This window comes from Serratia sp. MMO-28, assembly GCF_037199905.1.
Taxonomy (GTDB): Bacteria; Pseudomonadota; Gammaproteobacteria; order Enterobacterales; family Enterobacteriaceae; genus Chania; species Chania oryzae.
In genome coordinates this window covers 1-524 of record NZ_JBBCVB010000091.1, presented here as the reverse complement: position 1 = coordinate 524, position 524 = coordinate 1, and the positions used below count along the sequence as shown (strand labels likewise).

Sequence of the window (524 nt, the reverse complement as noted above, 5' to 3'; positions counted from 1 at the left end):
GAGGCGATCAGGCGCGGCAAATGGCTATTGCTGACCAATGAGAAAGACCGGGTGATAAGTTTCACCGTTGGCGCGGATGGCAATATACCAGGTCCGGGCTGGATCATTGGCGTAGCAGATGAAGCGTTTGCCGGTCGCCCGCTCGGCGGCCGTATCAGTTCTGTATCTGGCCGTAGCATTACGCTGGATCGGGAGTCATCGGCAAAGGTGGGTGAACGCCTGATCGTGAACCTGCCCAGCGGCAAGGCGCAGGGCCGCACCATTCAGTCAGTGAATGGCCGCGTGGTGACCGTCACGACGAACTACAGTGAAACGCCTGTGGCCGAATGTGTGTGGGCTGTTGACGCTACGGATTTAGCAATCCAGCTTTTCCGCGTCACCGGCATCACCGAGAATCAGGACGGCATATCGTTTGACATTACGGCTGTTGAGTACGACCCGAACAAGTACGCCCGCATCGATACCGGCGCACGGATTGAAGACCGCCCGATCTCCGTTATCCCGCCCGGCGTCCAGGCACCGCC

The 524-nt window shown here is 59.2% G+C and carries 1 pseudogene; it reads left to right on the top strand.

The features are described from left to right. Nucleotides 1-524, top strand: a pseudogene (locus tag WG891_RS26665) (host specificity protein); the annotation flags it as partial.